Below are 17,418 nucleotides of genomic sequence, written 5' to 3' on the forward strand. Positions count from 1 at the left end.
AGGGGAAGGCGGCAATTGCGCGATTGGGCCATTCGATCGATGAAATCACACAGAGCATGCGAATTGTTCCCATTGTTTGTGAAGTGCCAGGCCCTATTCAACGAGGTCAGGCGAGGTGGCAGGCGTGGAGTTAGACCAAGCGTTTTCGGAAGCGTGCCGAGATGATGTCAAGCGCGACGACAGTCAGAAAGATCACAAGAAGAATCGTTCCGACTCGGTCGTATTGGAACATATCGAACCGGCCCTTGAGCTCTTGACCGATCCCTCCCGCGCCCACCAGGCCGATAACTGTAGCCATCCGTATGTTTCGGTCGAGTATGTAGAGAGACANGCCGATATAGCTCGGCAACACNTGNGGCAGCACNGCGATTCTCAGAATTGTGAACGTTCCCGCTCCGGCGGCCTTCATGGCGTTCTGAGGGCTNACATTCGCTGCCTCGACGTCCTCGGCGTAGAACTTTCCAAGGAACCCAATACTGTGGAANGTTAGCGCCAGAATTCCGGCGATTGGGCCGAAGCCAAANGCGAGNACAAGAAACAGTGCACTGATGAGTTCAGGTATCGAACGAAGGAACGAGACAAAACCTCTTGCGCATGCATAGACGAGAGGGTGGGGAGAGTAGTTCGATGATCCAAGCCAGGCGAGCGGAAGGCTAAATATAATGGCGATCAGGCTTGCCCATATGGCAATCTCGATTGTTTCCAGCATTTTGCCCAGAACAAAGACGAGGTATCCAATTGGTTGGACAAGAAAACGTTGCTCTTCAGTGATGATGCTCATCTGAAGAGTATCCGGATCAAGGGTTGTTGTCTCTACGTACTCTGTCTCTATGCGGGCCCAAAACGGGAGAGCGTTCGCGTCAAAATCTTCGACCAGATCGAGTGGTCTTTTTTCCGATATGGCGATCGGAAACATATCGCGCGTCACACTTTCCACGCCGCGACCAATCTGTGATCCTTCAGAAAGACCTGCCAGCTCCAGCGAGAAACTGCCTATCTCGATAGCCATACGGTCCAATTGAACCCGTTCTGCCGAAAGGCAGGCCACAAAAAGTATGGCGAGCAGGCCGACAACCGATTTCCATCCGAAAGGTTGCCTGAGACGCCAATCTGGTACGGAAGTCCTTGTGGTCATCATCGACATCTAGGCGATCTCCAGCTGTCGTTCAGGTGCGCTGGCTTCGATGTCGAAAATCGAACGGATCGTATCGTGTGTGAGCGCGTCCGGCGGTCCGTCGAAAACAATGNGTCCATGCTTGAGGCCAATGATGCGGTCCGCATATGCTCGCGCGAGATCAATCTGGTGCAGGGAGCAGAGTACGGACGCGCCGCGTTCATTTGCTGCATTCTTCAGCAAGCTCATGACTTCGGCAGAGGATCTGGGGTCAAGGCTCGCAACCGGTTCGTCGGCCAAGATAAGACGTGGATCTGAGATGAGCGCACGCGCGATACCTACTCTTTGCTTCTGACCGCCAGATAGCTTGTCCGTGGTACGATTGGCATGCGCTTCGGTAAGTCCCACGCGCTCCAACAAAGCGCATGCTTTTTGTTGTGTTGTGCGAGAGTAGAGTTGAAGCGCGACGCGCCACCAACTGACCGAAGGGGCGGTGCCCGACATGACATTTTGCGCAGCGGTCAAACGGTCTGACAGCCCAAAATCCTGGTGCACCATTCCCATGTCTTGCAAGCGCTTTCGTGAAAGTGGTGTGCCGTGCAGCCGAATATCTCCGGCATCCAGCGGTGTCAGGCCAGCAATACACTTTAGCAGCGTAGACTTTCCCGATCCCGAGGCCCCTAACAGGACGCAGAAAGATCCTGGTTGGATGGCGAGATTGAAATNGGAGAGAACATTGGTGCCAGTCTCGTACGATTTGAATACACCTGAGAGGGCGAGCGCCGGGGTGACTTGTTCTGTCATTTGAATTCCAGGTTTGGAGACAGGCGNTTAGCCGCGTTTTGCGGAATCGGCCTTGCGCAATAGTGCCGCCATGTAATCGTCGTTCAGAAACGACGTGGCGTCGACGACGCTATCGAACAGTGCTTCTCCCGTCTCTACGTTATATCGGTCCACGCGTTTGCCGCCATATCCGCGAATGGCTTCCGGATTGATATCTTTGTTCGTGTGGACATTGCCAATCGCCTGCTTGAGTTTCATTTTGATGTCGCTGGGAAGTTGAGTGTGCATTGCGATCGGCGGATTTGGAATGGGNGCGGACTTTGCAAGTATCTTGAAGCCGCGCGCGTCCAGGCCACCCTGGTTTACCGCGCGCTCGAATGAAATGAAGGANGCACCTGCGGCGTCTACGTGTCCGTTNTTTAGTGCTAGCAGGCTGTTNGTATGACTTCCGGTAATTCGAATGCTCGACAAGTCNCTGAGCGGATCAATATTGACCTTNCGAAGCATNGCGAGCGGGTAGGAAAAACTGCTGGCCGAGTGGCTGGACCCGAGCGCGATGGAGTGTTCCTTGAGGTCTGCTGTTTGTTCGAAATCCGAGTCTGCTGAAACGAACAGTCCCGCGAAATAGGTCGAAGAACCGTTTCTCTCTTCGACCGCGAGCAACTCGGCGCAGCCGCGGTCCCTCGCTTCGATGTAGGAGGCGGGGCCAAACCAGGCGATGTCTGTCAGTCCGGCGCACATTCCTTCAATCACGGCGGCATAACTTTGCCCCGTACTGACTTGAAATTGCAANCCGCTTGACTGCGTGATGGCGTCGAACAATGGCTGAAAATCTGCCTTTGTCCCATCCTCGGTCCCGCCATCGGCAGGGATCAGCATGACTCGGATTGGCTTTTTGTGACTTCCAATTTGGTCAGCTTGCGCTGTGACGGGCAGTATGAAGACAATACAGAGGAGCGTGAAGATNGCGGGTAGACTACGCATCTCGATAACCCAATTCTCGCTTGGTGAGGCGCGTTCAGACCGCGCGAAGTTGATGTNGGATTGAGTAGCAGTCCGACATGACATTGGTGTTACGGAATTCATATATCTTTGATAAAATTTGAGTAGTATTCAACTCAAACGCTAACGATCTCGAGGAATGCGCATGGCGCAGAGCAAAACAAAACGTAAATCGGCCCCTAAGAAGCGTTCCGATGTCGCGATAGTGGACAATGTGATGACTCGTATCCGGGTCAGGCATCCGTCNCTGGGTCCGAGTACGCGGTCCATTGCTGACTATGTNTTGGAAAANCCTAGAAAAGTGGTCGGNATGTCTGTCACCGAACTTGCTGAGGCGACGGGGGCGAGTGATGGGAGTGTAATCAATTTCTGTCGTCAGCTGGATTTGTCCGGGTTTCAGCAGTTGAAACTGAGCCTGGCGCAGGAAGTTGTGCAGCCGGTTCAGTTCATTCATGANGACCTGCAGCCGGGCGATGATACGGGCACGGTTTGCCGCAAGATGTTTCATGCGGGCGTGCAGGCGTTGAAGGATACGATGTCGATCCTTGATGCGGATGCGGTNTCGGCGGCGGTCGACATCATACGATCTGCGAAANGGGTCGAAATCTATGGAATAGGGTCTTCCGCACCGATTGCCGAGGATGCCCAGTATCGCATGTTGCGCATCGGCCTGGACGCGCGCGTCGTGGTGGACAGNCATGTTCAGGCGATCAGCGCATCCCGCACCGGTCCCGANGTGGCCGTNTTGACCATCTCCCATTCGGGGTCGACGCATGAAACNNTGGCGGCGACACGCCTGGCGAAGGATGCGGGGGCGAAGACGATNATNGTGACGAATTTCTCAAGCTCGCCATTGCAGGCATATGCAGATGTGAAGCTGTTCACGATGGCGCGGGAAACCAAGTTCCGCACCGAGGCCATGACCAGCCGCATCGCGCAATTGTGCGTGCTGGATGCCCTGATCGCAGCGCTGGCACTGGCTGATTATGACCGTGCGACCGACACATTGCGCAAGACCTTCGACGTGTTGTCGCTGAAGCGGTTCTAGCGCGCATCGACGCCCATCAATGCCTCGAACACATCCGGTGACCGGGCGGAGGTGAGGATCGCCTGCATGCCAAGGGCCCTCGCGCCAGCGATGTCGGTCGCGGGATTGTCCCCCAGCATGGTGACCTTCTCTGGTGGCAGGCNGAGCGCGCGGCAACCTTCGTGAAACATNAGCGGCGAGGGCTTGCCAACGATGTCGATTTTTGTCGCGTCCAGTTCCACACAGGCGCGAATGGCCGCGAGAAGTGAGCCGGTTTCGGGTTTCAGGCCGCCATCCTGAGCCGGGTGAGTCAGGTCCGGATTGGCAACGATGAGGTGGGCGCCCTTCGCGAGCGCGTTCACCGCGCGCTCCAGCCGGCGGTAAGTAAAGCGCCGATCTCTCAACAGGACCACGACATTGGCGTCTTCCTGTGTGAGGCCCAATCCGAGCTTCCTGGCGACTCCGCGCATGTGTGGATCCCCGAGGACCATAGTGTCGCCTTTGTCGAATTGTGTCGCGCGATGTAGCGCCTCGATGCCGGCAAGTCGTATTTTGTCGCGCGGGAGTCGTATTTCGTCGCGCTCCAGAATCTCCTGGAAGTCTTCCTGCGTGCAGGTTGAGTTGTTGGACACGATGGCGACGCGATCCTGATGAGCGCGGAGGAAGGCTGCTGCTTCCGGGGTGAGCGTGTTGCCAAGNGCGCANCAGCCGTCCCAGTCGACGAGATACCCGGCGGTGGTCTTGCTGATATTGATTATTTCCTGAAGGCGCGAGGCAGCATTCTCGTAGGCCATAGTCAACTCCGGTGACGGCATGATTGTGATGAGTTTTCCTCAATTATAAAACCATCACGATGTAAATATCATTCATACAATGTTTTCTTAATCTTCATGTAAGTGTCGCGTTGCGGCTCTAGAGCAGCCTCGTGGCAGAGAGCGCCCACCAGCGCCCGGCCACAACCCGCCGATGGTGGCGGTCCCTGGGGTTAGATGAGAGAGACCAGCGATGAGAATTGAGACAAGCAGAAGTTTGAGAGTGGGGTTGAGTGCCCTGATGGCGACGGCAGCGATTCCCGCTGCACTGGCGCAAGAATCTGAGACGGGGGAGAACTCCCGCCGCCTTGAAACCATCCGCGTTGAAGGTCAGGCCGTTGATGCCTCCGTATCCGATATCGCCGTCGATTTTGCCGAGTTCGGAACGCAGGTTCAGCTGATCAGCTCCGACGAAATCGAGACCGGCGGCTTCACCAATTTCGGTGAACTTGCATCGGGCCTGATCCGTGGAGCGAATATCGGTTATTCGCCGGATGAAGGCGAATTTACCATCCGTATCGATGGCGGTACTGATCGCGACACGCTTCTCCTCGTGGATGGCGCGCCTTTCTTTGATCGCTCTTCGCCACTGGAAGACCTTTGGCCAGCCACGGCAATCGATCCGCGCATGATCGAAAGTGTTGAAGTTTATCGTGGCGGCAACAGCCTGTATTTCGGATCAAATGGTGGTCTTGGTGTCGTCAGCGTGAAGACGAAGCGTCCGGATGGCACACTGAAGGGTGAGTTCGGTGTCTATGCCGGTTCGTTCAAGACGCGCGAGTATTACGGCAATATGTCCTTCCCGCTAGACAAGGATGGCAAGCATTCCGTTCTGGTTTACGGGCGTTCCTACGAAACCGACGCGCACGAACTGTTCGATGAGTCCGCCTATAGCGACAANGTGCTGGCACTCGGCGGNCGCCACGAATTCCCTTACAGCTTCAACAGCCTCGGCATCAAATACCTCTGGGACATCGCCCCAGAGACCGAGTTGCTGCTGGGCGCATCCTACACCACGATCGATTTCCGGGACTCCTTCCCGCAAAGCACTGTNTTCCAGCCGAACTTCACNGAGTTCCCGATCTATACAGGTGAGTTCAAGCATCGCTTCAGTGACAAGCTGAAGCTGAATGTTGAGGCCCACTATCAGGACCCNCAGCTGAANAATAACGAGATNGACGCGCAAATCTGTCAGATCCCGCGCCTGCAAGACTTGCCGGCCGACATTCAGACGCTTGCCGCNGATCAAGGGATCNCAGGCTTCTCGACAGCATCTGCGTTTGAAAGCTTCGCTGCCGGTATTCCTGGCCTCTCCGCCGGGTGTGTCACCAATCCTGTCGGCAGTGCAGGTGGCGCATCGGATGATAACTGGAATGGCGGTAGCTCATTCTACATCAATCAGGANCCGGACAGCCCATTCTACGGTCAGCCNTATGGNACCCATGANAACCCGTTCCCGATTGGNGCGCCGATGGGATACGTCATCCAGTCCACGGCTGGCTTCGGCGATGGCGGCCTGACAAAGGGCTTCGGTACCACGGACCAGCGNGAATCNGGNTATGTCGANTACGGCATCAATGCNCGCGCGACCTATACNGTGAACGAGTACCTTGAAATCGTGGCCGGTATCCAGAACACCAGCTACACGGATAATTCCGACGACTCCTTCGGTGTTCGTGATGTGACGCTGACCAGCACAGGCATCTATGGTGACCTGCGTGTCTCCATGCCGGTACTGGACGGCTTCAGCGGCTCATTCGCGGCCCGTCAGGACTTCAACGACAATTTCGATGATCAGGCCGTCTGGAAAGTTGGTCTGCGTCAGGATTTCGGCCGTGGCATTTATGCTCGCGGGTCGGGTGGTACATCCTACAGCCTTCCCAAGATTGACGAGATCGGGGCGTTTGGTGCCGGGTCCAACATCAACCCGGGCCTGCAGCCGCAGGAAGTCAACGCATTCAACATCGGTGCAGGTATCGACGGCGAAATCTTTGGCGGCACGTACAATGTCGAGATCGGTTACTTCGAAACGGAGATCAAGAATTTGTTCTCCAGCCGGGCCGTCGGCGCGGTATGTTTTGAGTATGCCAATGATGTCGCCAATCCGCTGTTCAACAATCTGATCAACGATACGGCGACCATTGAGCGGAACCGCAACAACATTGTTGCGCCCGATGAGTTCTGCGGAACCGCAGCCGCGGGCCTGAGCGATCCGGGTGAAACGGTTGCAGTGAATACGATCCGCCAGCAGGACATTGAGGGCATCACCCTGGATGTCGCCTTCGACTTCGACAAGTGGCAGGCAGATTTCAGCTTCACTGACATGGAATCGCTCGAGCCGAACCCGGTCTACGGCGTTTCGGCACGCCTTGACGGCACAACCACCGATCTNGGCTTTGTCGTGCCGGGGCGGGCAGGGAGCGCTGAGTTCCGTCAGTCGTCCGAGCGTCCGGAGTGGACATTGTCTGGTCTGGTCTCCTACACACCAACCGACCGCTGGATCTTGTCACTCAACCCACGCTGGCAGGGGCCGGAATGGGCTTATGCCGGAACCAGCCTTGCCCGCATGGTGGACGAGGATGGCAACCGTGTCGTGGAAGACCTGAACTTCGGTGATTACTTTGTCCTCAACGGATCGGTTCAGTACTTCATGGGTGATGAGAAGCAGCACCGCTTCCTGATCCGCGGCGTGAACCTTCTGGGTGAAGATTACTTCGAACGTGCNTCAGGCGGATCTGGCTATAGCCGTGATCGCGCGGTCGTGCGTGGGGAAATCGGACCGAACGACAGCGCTTATTACCGCCAGTACGGATGGAATGGTAAGCCGCGTTCCTTCTGGATCCAGTACGAGTATTCGTTCTAACCATTCGATGGCCGGACCCCGCGAGGGCGGGGTCCATGTCCANCCCCGATCGAATGGTTCTGGTCACCGGCGAAATAGTCCCCTGCCGGTGACCACCCCTTTTCGAACTCAGATGAAAGGAAGTGCCATGTTTTCCCGTAGACTGTTTCTGGCGTCGTCTGGCGCTGCNCTCTGGTTGCCCAAGATGGCGGTCGCGCAAGGCGGCAAGCCTCATTTCACATTGGGGGTGGCATCCGGTTCGCCGCGCCCCAACAGCGTCATCCTCTGGACGCGCCTGGCCCCGGAGCCCCTGCAGGGGGGCGGTATGCCGGTTGGCTCCGCACAAGTGCGCTANCGTGTGTGCTCAGATGAAGCCATGCGAAACACGTTGCAGGATGGTGTGGCAGAGACATCTGATGCCAAGGGGCATTCGGTGCATGTGCGNATTGAAGGCCTGAAGCCGGGTCGGGAATACTTCTATCAGTTCTATTATGGCGATGAGGAAAGCCCGGTCGGCCGTACACGCACCTCAAGCCCCGACGATGCGTCTGCCAAGATCGCGCTGGCCTATTGCCAGCACTATGAAACGGGTCGCTATGCGGCCTATCGCGACATGGCNGACTGGTTGCCCGACTGTGTGATTCATACGGGTGACTATATNTATGAAGGCGGCGTCAGTCCGCTTGGCGCGAAGATGCGCGATGTCGGCGGNGGCGAGCGCCGTCTGTTCGAGATTGTCCGCCAGCATGATGGCAACGAGATCACGTCGCTGTGGGATTATCGCAATCGTTATGCGCTCTATCGGTCAGACCCGCATCTCCAGGCGGCCCATGCCTGTGCGCCNTGGATCGTCGCGATGGACGATCATGAGGTCGACAATAACTGGGCGGCACAGATTCCGCAGGACCCGGAAAAGCANACGCCGCTGGAGTTTCAGGTCCGGAANTACATGGCGTTCAAGGCGTATTATGAGCANATGCCGATTGAGCAGCCGCCAATCCTGCGCAACATGGAACCGGCCTTGCAGATGTATGGCAAGTACGTGTTCGGGCCGGCGCAGGTTCACTTGCTGGACACGCGGCAATTCCGGTCAGACCAGCCGTGTGGCGACGGGCGCAAGCCCTATTGCGCGGANGCGCTCGATCCGTCCCGGACCATGCTGGGCAAGACTCAGGAGGCGTGGCTGACACAAGAGCTGAAGCGGTCCGATGCGCCATTCAACGTNATNGCNACGCAGATCTGGTACACGTCCTATCGCTACAATGCGCCACCCGAGGGAGCCGTGACCAATCTCGATTCCTGGGACGGATACCCGGCAGCCCGGGAGCGGTTGAACTCGGTTCTGGCCAATGATGTGTCCAACCCCGTGTTCCTGACCGGGGATTGGCACACGGCCATGGCGTCCACCATTCACGAGGACCCGTTCGATACGGCCTCAAAACGCATTGGCCACGAACTGGTCGGAGGGCCGATCTCGTCCTACTGCCCGTGGGCCCGTGANATGGAAATCATGCGCGACGCCAATCCGCACGTGGCGCACCTGAANGGGAAGCAGCNNGGCTATCTGCGCGCGACCTTCACGAAGGACAATTGCCGCGGCGAGTTCCGGGTAGTGGAAGATTCCGGGCGTGCGGACTCTCCGGTTTCGACGGATATCGACATCCGCACCAGCGATATGTGACGGGCATGATTGAGCTGAGGCTGGAGTGAGCGTCTAACGCGATCATTCCAGCCTCANCTTACTTTATTCGTCGCCGAATTGAGGGCCGTGCAGCGCACCGGGCGGTGGCATCATGGGATTTGGNTCCCTGTGCAGCTCNGCCGTGGCCTCTGTCATCTCGGTGATTTTCTCCAGGAGTTCTGCCACGACCTCCGGGTTTCGGCTCGCCATCGAATAGCGNTCNGCNGGGTCGATTTTCATNTCAAAGAGCAGCGGCTCCAACCATTTCAGATANGGGTTGTTGCGAAACTCTACCGGATAGTTCCGATAGAACGCTTTCACGACGAGNCGATAATCTNCNTTCCGTGCAGCAACAATGTCGTTGCCGTCAAAGAAGAACAAGACATCATGAGGCGTTGCTGCTCCGGCTTCGAGAACGGGGAGGATGTCGCGTCCATCGATGGTCCGGTCCGTTGGGGCGGTTGCTCCAGTCGCTGTGGCGATCGTCGGGAGGAGATCAATCGACATCGCCATTTCGCTGGTTTCCGAGCCCGCTGGCAGTCTGTCGGGCCAACGAACCAGCATGGGAACCTGGAAACCACCCAGATACGTGCCTCCCTTCCGGTCGCGTAAATCTCCTGAGCTTCCTTCAAACCACGGGCCATTGTCGCTGGTGAAGAAGATCAGGGTGTTATCTTCAATCTCCAGACGTTCGAGCGTATCGAGAATGTCTCCAACAGCATCATCAATCGTCTCTACAACGTCGCCATAAGTTCCGGCCTCGGACCGACCGGCATTTGCCGGCGGGTGGAACAGGGGAATGTGCGGAAAGGATTCTGCATAATACAGAAAGAACGGCTCATCCGCATTTTGCTCAATAAAATCGACCGCTGCGTCAGCATACCTGGCAGTCAGGGTCGTCTGATCCACGGGGCTTTCGATACGCTTTGTCCCGTCAAAAAGATCAAAGGGGAACATGTCGTTCGAGTAGGCAACGCCATAGAAATCATCAAAGCCTTGATTGGTTGGCCAGTGTTCCAATTGGTGGCCTAGATGCCACTTGCCAACCATGCCTGTTGCGTAGCCAGCTTCGCCGAGCATTTCCGCCAAGGTGACTTCACCTGGCTCCATGCCATCATCGAACTGAGCGCGGAAAACATGCTGTGCACCTGTGCGAATCGGATAGCGGCCGGTCATCAAGGCGGCGCGAGACGGCGTGCAAACGGCGGCGCCTGCATAAAAGGACGTCATCTTCACGCCTTCCGTCGCAAGCCGATCAATATTGGGGGTCTTTATCAATTCAGCCCCATAGGAAGACAGGTCTCCATAACCGAGATCGTCCGCCATTATCACGATGATGTTCGGACGGGATTGGGCCTCAGGGGCAGTCATTGTCATTTCAGTGTCTGCAGTTGCGCATCCGGCAAGCATCCCCGCGGCAAGGGTAACCAGAAAGGCTTTGGCGGTCATGGCGTGTCTCTTCCTTTTTATCTCTCATCGTTTTCCGGATCATAGCTGGCACTGCCGAATTTGGCAGCACCAGCTATTCCCGGACAGCAGCATATGGGGGAGGATGGCTGCCCTAGAAATTCGCGCCGAAGCGGATGCCCGCATAGCGCTGATGGTCTCTCGGAACAGTCTGGAAGACTGCATTTCCGAAGAGATTGAACGGTGTGATGGAGGTTACGTAGAACTCGTCAAATACGTTGTTGACGAATAGGGATGCCTGATACCGACCAGACTTGTCGGTGATGCCGATAGACGCGTTTATGATGGCGCGCGAGTCTGCCTGGGCGATTGGGGCTTGGCTGAGACCGAAATTCATTTCGTCCTGCCAATAGCCGCTGGCCTGAACATAACCGTCAAAAGGCAGGCTTTCGAACGGTACGGTGTGGCGACCATAGAACGTTACCCGGAAGTCTGGCGAGTATGGAAGTTCACCGCCAGACACGTCCTGAACGCCGCCGACACACCCCTGTGCTGCGGTCTGTCCGGCATAGCAAGGCGCGCCGGGGAATTCGTCAATCTTGGCGTCGATCCAGGCCAGGCCGATATTCAGATCAAGCAGGTCTGTAGGTGACGCGGCAAACTCAGCCTCAAGCCCTTGCGTGGATACGACACCCGCATTGGTCAGTTCAAAGGTGATGTCGCCCGGGCGTTGGGCCTGCGCCTGGAAATTCTTGTACTCGGTGTGGAAGGCCGCAAAGTTGGCGCTGAGATTTCCGTCCGAAGACACAAATTTCAGGCCCGCTTCGAATGCATCGGATTCTTCCGGTTTCACCGGGTCAGCGTCGGGAACAGTACCGAAGGCCACTGTATAGGCGCCGCCCTTGTATCCCCGCGAATAGCTGACATAGCCATTGAGAAGCTCTGAGAACGTATGGCGAAGTCCGATGTTTCCGACGACAGCGGTATCTTCGATGCTTCCATTGAAGTCAGCATAGGTTCCGAGCGGCCCGCCAAATGGGAAGTCTCCCGGTTGAAGGACGTTGGCCGGATCACGGAAGGCATCCCATGAAATTTCCTCGTTGAGCACGCGCACGCCACCAAACAGAGAAGTTTGATCGTTGAAGTAATAGTTGCCGCTTGCGAACACAGCGAGGTTCTGTGTTTCAACGTTTCCAAAGAATTCAGCGGACTGAGCGAGGCTGAAGGATGGCAGTGCGATCTCCAGGCGACGCTCGAAAAAGCGGTCTGCATTCAGGAAATAGGCAAATCCGCCGACAATGAAGTCCACCTTGCCCATCACAGGTGACGATAGGCGAACCTCCTGGCTGAACTGATCCAGATTGGTAATCCCGCGATTGAGATCGAATGTCAGCAAATTGCCAACTTCCGGATCTTCCAGCGCCAAGCCATCAACATCGAGATTATTCTCGAAATCCCACTCACGATAGGCGGTGATGGACGTCAGCGTGAAGTCATTGTCGAAATCATACTCGACTTTTGCCGAGATGCCGCTTTGTTCAGACAGGCTGTAATTGCGGCCATTGATGTTCACGGCGGTATTTTCGACCCCGGGAACAACTGGGGCAATCGCGGCAATATAGGCGGGGTCTTCGCTTCCGAGCACCGTCAAGGAGGGCGTCGATTCCAGCTCCCGATATTCGGCGATGAAGCTCAGCAGCAATTTGTCTGTCGGTTCCGCTTCCAGCTTTCCGCGAATGCCCCAGGATTCGTAGCCATCCAGACGCTCGCCTGTCGCAACATTTCGTGTGTGTCCGGCGTATTCTTTCGTGAATCCGGAAAGGCGGAATCCGACAGTGTCGGAGATGGGGCCGGATACCGTTCCGCGGACGGCATAGGATGTATCCTCTTCTGCGATCTCTGTATCAAAAGCACCAGTCAGCGTGTCAGAAGGGCCACGAGTCGTAACCGACACAACACCCGCGGACGCGTTCTTCCCGAACAATGTGCTTTGTGGGCCGCGCAGAACTTCAACGCGCTGAACGTCGATCAGATCCTGAAAGCCCTGGCCGGCGCGTGCCATGACGACTTCGTCCACCACAACCGAAACGGAGGGTTCAACCGCAGCAGAGAAAACCGATGTCCCAACACCGCGAATGCTCAGCGAGCTGTTGGTTTCGTTGCTACCTTTGTTGAAGGTGAGGCTGGGGGTCAGGTCGGTCAGCGCTTCGACGGATCCCGTTCCTGTAGAATTCAGGACTTCATCCGAGAGGACGGAGACAGCGACAGGAACTTCCTGCAAGGTCTGCTCTCTCTTTGTCGCCGTGACAGTGACCGTTGACAATTTGCGCTCCGACTCTGCGCCCGCATCCTGAGCATGGGCGACAGACGTGATTGCGCCAATGCTGATCAAGCTGGCGACGCTAACGCAAGACATAAGTGTGGTGGTAATTCTGGACATTCCTTTATCCTCCCTGGAGCAGCGCTGATGGCCGAATTCTTCCAATCGGTAAAATTCAGTGGGCGCGCACCAAAGTCAACAGAAAACTTTCCAAAGGGTAAGTTTTGTTGTGAGGCGTGTCTCGAAAACTATGCGTTCAGATAATCCGCGGCGGACTCACGGAAGATCATCTGGAAGACGGCTTCCGTCTGGTTTGCGATCATCTCCTCGCTCTTCATGTCGACTTTGAAGGCCAGTTTGGCTTCGGGCGCGAGGACGAAGGCGAGTTGTGACATGCCAACGAGTGAGTAGAGAAACGATGTGACGGACATGTGGGGGATGACGCCCCGATCCATCATGCTCTGGCACAGGGGTACGAAATTGCCGTGCCCCGTTTCCACGAAATTCTTCACCATCCATTTCAGGCGTTCTCCGCCGCGAACAGTTTCTGCGATCGTGATACGCGCGTGCTCCGGGTGGCGGGCGCAGTATCTGACATAGCGGGCAATCATGATCTTGAACCGGAGGACAGGATCTTCCGGTTCCGGCTCTTCAAAGGTGAAGGCTTCCTGATCCAGCCTATGAAACATGTTCTCGACGGCGGCTCGCCAGAGTTTGTCCTTGCCGCCGAAATGATAGGTGATCATGGGGTGGGTGGTGCCGGCCAGTTCCGCGATGTCTCTGATCTTGGCCGCGCTAAAGCCCTCAGCAGCGAAGACTTTCAGGGCGGCATCAAGGATGTTGGCGCGCGTCTCGAAAGAGCGTTCCTGTTGAGGCTCCCTTACTTTATCACGTGTCTTTGGCATGGGATTTCCTGAGTTCGAGACGGGATATTCTTCCAATTGGTAGTTTATCAGGGTAGTAAGCCTGCATGTCCAGTCATCAGCTTCATGAGAATCGTCGGCGTCCGCGTATTGGTCGCCTCGCGCGCGGCCGGACCACTGCGGTGTGCGCATTGGTCGGGTTGGGCGTTTTCGTTTCCGTGCAGAGCAGCGTGTTCGGCCCGGCGGCCAGCGCTGAGTCGTCGCCTACATCGTGTCAGCCGACGCAATCCAGGGTCTGGATCGACGGCGGGAGCTTCGTGATGGGCAGCAACAACACCTATCGTGAAGAAGGCCGCGCACGGGCGGTCTATGTGGATGGTTTCTGGATTGACTCGACAGAAGTGACGACGGGCGAGTTCCAGGAATTTGTGGATGCAACGGGGTATGTAACCGTTGCGGAGCGGCCATACTATGATGGTGAGACACCGTCAGGCGAGCCGATGAAGGTGTCGGAACCCGGCGGGGCCGTATTCGTTTCCGATCCCGGAAAGATGGTGGGGCATGCGAATTGGTGGGCCTGGGTGCCATCGGCCAGCTGGCGCCAGCCGCAAGGGCCAGATGCCAACCAGGCCGACACGGATATTCCAGTCACCCAGGTCGCATTCGAAGATGCCGCGGCGTTCGCCAAATGGGCGGGTGGGCGCCTGCCGACAGAAGCCGAGTGGGAGTTTGCAGCGCTTGGCGGGCGGGCAAATGATACGTACTCTCCAGACACGCCACAACAGGCCAATACCTGGCAGGGCATTTTTCCGGTTATGAATACCGCTGATGATGGTTTTGAAGGAATCGCGCCCGTGGGGTGTTTTGAGCCGAATGGCCACGGCCTCTACGACATGCTCGGCAATGTCTGGGAGTGGACTACAGATTGGTATGCGCCCGCGCATGGGGATGAACACTCAAACCCCAAGGGTCCGACCAAAGATGCGAGCGGCGACCCGGCGAACCCCGGCGTGCCGTCCCGTGTGATCAAAGGGGGAAGTTTTCTGTGTGCTGAAAACTATTGCCGCCGTTACAGGCCTGCTGCGCGCCACCCACAGGAAACCGGCCTTGGCACGAACCATATCGGGTTCCGTGTCGTTTACGACGATCCATCGCCAAGCGAGTAGGGTCTTCCAAATTTCGTAGCGGACTTCTCAAAACGCGCTTGACAGAAATTTACCGGCGTGAAAATTTACCAACTGGAAAAATAATCCATGACGTAAACCAAAGGGAGGCATTCTGGCCGCTTTCACGATGAAGGCTGCCGTTTGTGCAACGATATGACGCCAACAAAACAGACGCTTCTGACAAGCGCTTCATTCATGTTCCTCGTGGCAGGCTGTGCCAGCGCCGAGCTGGTTGAAAAACCGAACCTGAACCCGGATGCATTGGAGCGGGCCGAAGACATCAATGCGCAAATGACGGATGAGGAGCGCGTGACGCTGACACTTGGTCATCTCGCCATGCCATTCTTCGATAGTCCGCCGCCAGAGGAAGCTCGACCTGGTGCGGGCTATATTCCAGGTATCCCTCGCCTCGGTGTGCCAGCCTTGTACGAAACTGATGCCAGTCATGGCGTGACTTGGCTCGGCGGCTCAAGAGGCAGTGGCGGCACCGCATTACCGTCCGGTATTGCCCAGGGAGCGACGTGGAATACGGATTTGATTGAAACAGGCGGCCAGATGATTGGCGGCGAGGCGCATGCGAAGGGGTTCAATGTCTTGCTCGCGGGAGGCATCAATCTGATGCGTGACCCGAGGAATGGTCGCACATTCGAGTATATGGGCGAAGATCCCCTTCATTCCGCGCTGCTGGGCGCGGCAGCGGTCCGGGGTATTCAATCGCAGAATGTTGTTTCTACACTGAAGCATTATGCAATCAATCCCCAAGAGACCGGGCGACATTTCATGAATGTCGTAATCGACGAGGGAGAGCTGCGCGAAAGTGATTTGCTGGCATTCGAGATCGCAATCGAGGAATCCGGTGCCGGATCACTTATGTGCGCTTACAATCGCCTGAATGGCCCGCTGAGCTGCGGTAGTGAGTTTCTGCTGACCAAGGTCTTGCGGGAAGACTGGGATTACAAAGGGTTCGTCATGTCTGATTGGGGGGCGGTTGAGGCGTTGGACTTTGCACTCGCCGGTCTCGACCAGCAATCCGGTGCGGCGCTCGACGAGGGTCTGTTCATGGGAGAACCTTTGCTGGAGGCCGCAAAGACCGACCCCGCCTACAAGAAACGTCTTGGCGAGATGGCCACCAATATCCTGTATGCCATCTATGACAACGGGCTGGATCGATCCCCGCCTGTCATCAAGGATGTTGATCGCGATACCAGTGAAGCCGTTGCTCTGGCTGCCGCGGAAGAAGCCATAGTTCTGTTGAAGAATGCAAACTCGGCTCTTCCGCTGTCGAAGGGAATGTCTTCTGTTGCGGTGATCGGTGGACTGGCAGACGCCGGAACGCCTGTGGGTGGTGGCTCCTCCCGTGTGCATAGTGATGAAGGTCCCTCTGCTACGATTCCGTTCTTGCCGATCGAAGGCGGGCCGTTCGGAGCGTTCCTGGGAGAAGAGTACAATCATGCCTCTCCTCTGAAGGCGATCCGGGAAGCGCTGCCGGATGCAAAAGTCTCCTATCGGGATGGACGTTATCCTGAGGACGCGGCCGTTATTGCGGCGTCTGCAGATGTCGCCATTGTTTTTGCCACCCAATACCAGACGGAAGGATACGATGTTCCGACTCTGTCGCTGCCGAACAACCAGGATGAGCTGATCGCCGCAGTTGCCGCCGCAAATCCAAACACGATTGTCGTGCTCGAAACAGGCGGGCCGGTTCTTATGCCTTGGCTTGACGACGTGGCAGGCGTTATTGAGGCCTGGTATCCGGGCGCCAAAGGCGGGGAAGCAATCTCGAACGTTTTGTTTGGCGACGTCAATCCATCGGGCCATTTGCCGGTCACATTCCCCGCGTCTACGGAGCAGTTGCCGCGTCCGGAACTGGACGGGCTCTACACTGTGCCGTTGAGCATGTTTGGTCGGGGAGAGCCCGGCGCAGAACTGAATGTTGACTACAATATCGAAGGGTCCGACATTGGCTATCGCTGGTTTGCACGGAAAAATCTGACGCCACTATTCCCCTTCGGATATGGTCTCAGCTATTCTGAATTCGCGTTGGGCGATCTCGACATTTCCGGGCCAGCCCATGCACTGACCGCCAGCTTTAGCCTGAGCAACACGGGTGATGTTGCCGGAGCCGACGTCGCACAGCTCTATCTCACCGCCGTTAATGGTGCGACACGTCAGCGACTGGTCGGCTTTGCCAAGAAAGATCTCGAGCCGGGCGAGGCAGTCGAAGTCGCTCTGGACATTGATCCGCGTCTGATGGCGGAATGGGAAAATGATGCCTGGGTTGTTGAAGCCGGTGTGTACGAGTTCGCATTGGGCAATGACGCCGGCGACCTGTTGTCACCAGTGTCTGTGGATGTGCGCGGTTTTGAAATCGCACCTGATGGTAAGACTATTCGCTAAACTG

At 56.5% G+C, this 17,418-nt stretch carries 12 protein-coding genes; 5 read left to right on the forward strand and 7 right to left on the reverse strand.

What is annotated here, in order from left to right; translation table 11 throughout:
• Positions 1 to 130: 130 nt before the first annotated feature.
• The 3 genes from phnE to CBB91_RS01245 form a co-directional block, all read right to left on the reverse strand.
• Positions 131 to 1,144, reverse strand: coding sequence for a phosphonate ABC transporter, permease protein PhnE (gene phnE / locus CBB91_RS01235; RefSeq protein WP_273011263.1), 1,014 nt, complete (start codon positions 1,142 to 1,144; stop codon positions 131 to 133).
• The gene (locus CBB91_RS01240; RefSeq protein ID WP_273011266.1) at positions 1,145 to 1,918 is read right to left on the reverse strand and encodes a phosphonate ABC transporter ATP-binding protein; all 774 of its coding nucleotides are present in this window, start codon (positions 1,916 to 1,918) and stop codon (positions 1,145 to 1,147) included.
• 27 nt (positions 1,919 to 1,945) lie between these two features.
• Positions 1,946 to 2,881: a phosphate/phosphite/phosphonate ABC transporter substrate-binding protein gene (locus tag CBB91_RS01245; RefSeq protein ID WP_273011269.1), complete on the reverse strand. Its 936-nt coding sequence runs from the start codon at positions 2,879 to 2,881 to the stop codon at positions 1,946 to 1,948.
• Between the two features lie 163 nt (positions 2,882 to 3,044).
• On the opposite strand from CBB91_RS01245, the gene CBB91_RS01250 reads away from it, so the two are divergent.
• Positions 3,045 to 3,947, forward strand: a complete 903-nt coding sequence (locus tag CBB91_RS01250) for a MurR/RpiR family transcriptional regulator (RefSeq protein WP_345906696.1) — start codon at positions 3,045 to 3,047, stop codon at positions 3,945 to 3,947.
• Here CBB91_RS01250 and CBB91_RS01255 read toward each other — a convergent pair.
• On the reverse strand, positions 3,944 to 4,720 hold the full coding sequence (locus CBB91_RS01255; RefSeq protein WP_273011275.1) for an HAD family hydrolase: 777 nt from the start codon (positions 4,718 to 4,720) through the stop codon (positions 3,944 to 3,946). The two genes, CBB91_RS01250 and CBB91_RS01255, sit on opposite strands and share 4 nt — an antisense overlap.
• A gap of 259 nt (positions 4,721 to 4,979) precedes the next feature.
• Here CBB91_RS01255 and CBB91_RS01260 point away from each other — a divergent pair, with 259 nt between their 5' ends.
• Entirely contained in the window at positions 4,980 to 7,601 is a 2,622-nt protein-coding gene (locus CBB91_RS01260; RefSeq protein WP_273011277.1) for a TonB-dependent receptor plug domain-containing protein, read from the forward strand.
• Between the two features lie 127 nt (positions 7,602 to 7,728).
• Entirely contained in the window at positions 7,729 to 9,261 is a 1,533-nt protein-coding gene (locus tag CBB91_RS01265) for an alkaline phosphatase D family protein (RefSeq protein WP_273011280.1), read from the forward strand.
• Between the two features lie 63 nt (positions 9,262 to 9,324).
• Here CBB91_RS01265 and CBB91_RS01270 read toward each other — a convergent pair whose 3' ends face one another.
• The 3 genes from CBB91_RS01270 to CBB91_RS01280 all read right to left on the reverse strand — a co-directional run bounded on the left by CBB91_RS01270 (position 9,325) and on the right by CBB91_RS01280 (position 13,893).
• Positions 9,325 to 10,710: a sulfatase gene (locus CBB91_RS01270; protein ID WP_345906697.1), complete on the reverse strand. Its 1,386-nt coding sequence runs from the start codon at positions 10,708 to 10,710 to the stop codon at positions 9,325 to 9,327.
• Between the two features lie 112 nt (positions 10,711 to 10,822).
• Positions 10,823 to 13,108, reverse strand: coding sequence for a TonB-dependent receptor (locus tag CBB91_RS01275; protein WP_273011286.1), 2,286 nt, complete (start codon positions 13,106 to 13,108; stop codon positions 10,823 to 10,825).
• Positions 13,109 to 13,236: 128 nt separating this feature from the next.
• On the reverse strand, positions 13,237 to 13,893 hold the full coding sequence (locus CBB91_RS01280; RefSeq protein ID WP_273011288.1) for a TetR/AcrR family transcriptional regulator: 657 nt from the start codon (positions 13,891 to 13,893) through the stop codon (positions 13,237 to 13,239).
• A 188-nt stretch (positions 13,894 to 14,081) separates the two neighbouring features.
• Here CBB91_RS01280 and CBB91_RS01285 point away from each other — a divergent pair, with 188 nt between their 5' ends.
• Both CBB91_RS01285 and CBB91_RS01290 read left to right on the forward strand, forming a co-directional pair.
• The gene (locus tag CBB91_RS01285; RefSeq protein ID WP_345906700.1) at positions 14,082 to 15,017 is read left to right on the forward strand and encodes a formylglycine-generating enzyme family protein; all 936 of its coding nucleotides are present in this window, start codon (positions 14,082 to 14,084) and stop codon (positions 15,015 to 15,017) included.
• A gap of 153 nt (positions 15,018 to 15,170) precedes the next feature.
• Entirely contained in the window at positions 15,171 to 17,414 is a 2,244-nt protein-coding gene (locus CBB91_RS01290; RefSeq protein WP_273011293.1) for a glycoside hydrolase family 3 C-terminal domain-containing protein, read from the forward strand.
• The last annotated feature ends 4 nt before the right edge of the window (positions 17,415 to 17,418 follow it).

This window comes from Hyphomonas sp. TMED31 (assembly GCF_002172815.1).
In the GTDB taxonomy this organism is placed as follows: domain Bacteria; phylum Pseudomonadota; class Alphaproteobacteria; order Caulobacterales; family Hyphomonadaceae; genus Hyphomonas; species Hyphomonas atlantica.